1 protein-coding gene and 1 pseudogene are annotated in these 2,226 nt (G+C 69.2%); both read left to right on the top strand.

The genetic code is table 11. The features are described 5' to 3' along the window. The first annotated feature begins 158 nt into the window (after nt 1-158). Nucleotides 159-1,763: a phospholipase A2 gene (locus tag PV396_RS44870; protein WP_319214163.1), complete on the top strand. Its 1,605-nt coding sequence runs from the start codon at nt 159-161 to the stop codon at nt 1,761-1,763. A gap of 160 nt (nt 1,764-1,923) precedes the next feature. Continuing rightward, nucleotides 1,924-2,226: pseudogene (locus PV396_RS44865) on the top strand (peptidase S8); the annotation flags it as partial.

Genomic DNA, 2,226 nt, shown 5'->3' with positions numbered 1-2,226 from the left:
GGTTCCGCTTCTGAGGGTTGTTAAAGCGATCCGGAGTGACCTACTGTCCACAGCGTTCATTCGGAACTCACACCATTTCCACACGGGGGGAACTCGTGCGCAGAATTGCGCTGCCTGTATTTGCCGCGTTGTCTTTGTCCCTATTGGTGCCGCAAGGGATGGCCGGCGCCGCTCCCGCCGGCGCCACACTCGGTGCCGCTGCCGCGACGGCTGATCCGCCGCTGGCGGAGGGCGACCTCCAGCAGGTCGGGCCGGGCCTGTACTCGGCGGCGGAGCGGTCCTTCGAAATCTACGAGACGGACGTCGCGGACGGTCTGATGAGCCGCAGCCACACCGTGAGCGGCCCGGCCGGGGGCGTCGCCACGCCGCAGTCCGCGCCCGCCTCCCGCCCCGACATGGGCGTCTTCGGCCCCGGCTGGGAGGCGGAGTTCCTGGGCGGCCAGCTCAACCGGAAACTGGAGCAGAAAGCGGACTCCGTCGTCGTCACCGACCTGGAGGAGAACGTCCCGCTGACCTACACCCTCACCAGCAGCGTCGACTTCCCCAGCGGTGGCGGAGTGCGCCGCTACGCGAGTGCGGCGGGCGACAAGCTCACCGACACCACCCGCTTCGACGAGGCGAGCGGGAAGCTCGTCTCCACGATCGTGGAGACCCTCACGCCGGGCGCGGTCACCGCCGACACGGATGTCGAGGCGGGCGGTGACGCGGACGCCGCCGCTCCTCTGGGCGTGGACACGCTGACCCCCACCTACACGTGGAAGCAGGCCGTCACCGGCACGGACTCGTGGCGGGTGACCGGGGTCGGCAACGTCGCCGACGGTGTCCTGTCCTCCGCCGGCTACGACACCAAGGGCCGCATCGCCACCATCAAGGAGGCGGCTGCCGGGGAGACGCCCGAGCAGTCGGTGACGGTGAAGTACTCCGCCGCGACGACCGCGACCGCCGCTGCCGCGGGTGAGTACGCGGGCCGGGTCAAGGAGATCACCGTCACCACCGGTGCCACCACCCAGACCCTGGCCCGCTACGCCTACGACACCACCGGGCTGCTGCGGTCGGTCGCCAACCCCGTCGAGGGCACCGACACGGTCTCCTCCTACGACTACGACACCACCGGCCGGGTCTCGGATGTCGCCTCCCCGTCCAACGGGACATGGGACCTGAGTTTCCCGGGGGACGCGGTGGCGCCGAACGTGGAGGCGGTCGGTCCCGCCCGCCCGACCTCGCAGTCGGTGTTCTCGGGTGCGTCCGGCATCACCGACAGCGGTGTGACGACCCCGCCGGCGACGGATTTCACCACGGGTGAGATCTCCGACCCGCAGGCCTACCCCCGTCACTGCAACCGTGCCACGGACTGGCTGTGGTATTTGGAGAGCGGCTGCGCGGCCTGGGCGGCGCACTACGGCTGGCACAAGCCCCTGTGGAAGCAGACCCCGACCAAGCACTGGGTCGTGGGCATCAACAACGACGGCTGCAGCACCCCGGGCCCGAACGTGAGCAGGCCGGGCGGCTTCAACTTCCGTACCGCGTGCGACATGCACGACTACGGCTACGGCCTGATCGGCAACACCTACAAGGGCTACCGCTACTACCTCGACCGCAGCAAGAAGGCGGCCGTGGACAACGCGTTCCACACCACGATGAAGACCTACAGCTGCAAGGCCTACTTCATCACCAGGCGGCCCGCCTGCCGGACCTTCGCCTACGCCTACTACAAGGCCGTCGGCCTCAAGGGCAGGCCCGTCAACGGCGCCAACGCCACCTGATCAGGCACAACACCCCGGCAGAGCAAGCCGATCAAGCCTGACAGGACGACAGGGCCGGGTGGCAGAGCCCCACGCCACCCGGCCCCCCTCCCCGCACCTGCCTTTCCTTTCCCACAGACCCTTCCGGGCCGAGCCACGCCCGTTTGCCGTTGGAGCAGCATTGAAGAGACCCATATGGGCAGCGGTGGTCACCGTGATGATGACCGCGGCCATCGGCGCGGTTCCGGCCCACGCCGCCGTCACACTCACCACCACCACTACGGCAGCAGCGGAAGCGGCAGTGGCAGCGGTGGCCGAGGGCGACCCCATCGACCCGCCGCTGTACGACGAGACCGCCGACGGCGGTACGGTGCGCGTCAACGTCGTCACCAAGGACCGCACCGACCTGCCGGACGCTGCGGCTGCCGGCACCACACGGCAGTCCTTCGAGACCCTGCCGGTCGTCACCCTCGAGGTCGACAAG

This window comes from Streptomyces sp. ME02-8801-2C, assembly GCF_033793965.1.
GTDB lineage: Bacteria > Actinomycetota > Actinomycetes > Streptomycetales > Streptomycetaceae > Streptomyces.
The sequence above is the reverse complement of the archived record's forward strand: the minus strand, read 5'-3'. Positions and strand labels throughout refer to the sequence as shown.

Coding starts and splice junctions, on each gene's coding strand:
- PV396_RS44870 (WP_319214163.1), top strand. CDS start 159: ATGGCCGGCGCCGCTCCCGCCGGCGCCACACTCGGTGCCGCTGCCGCG.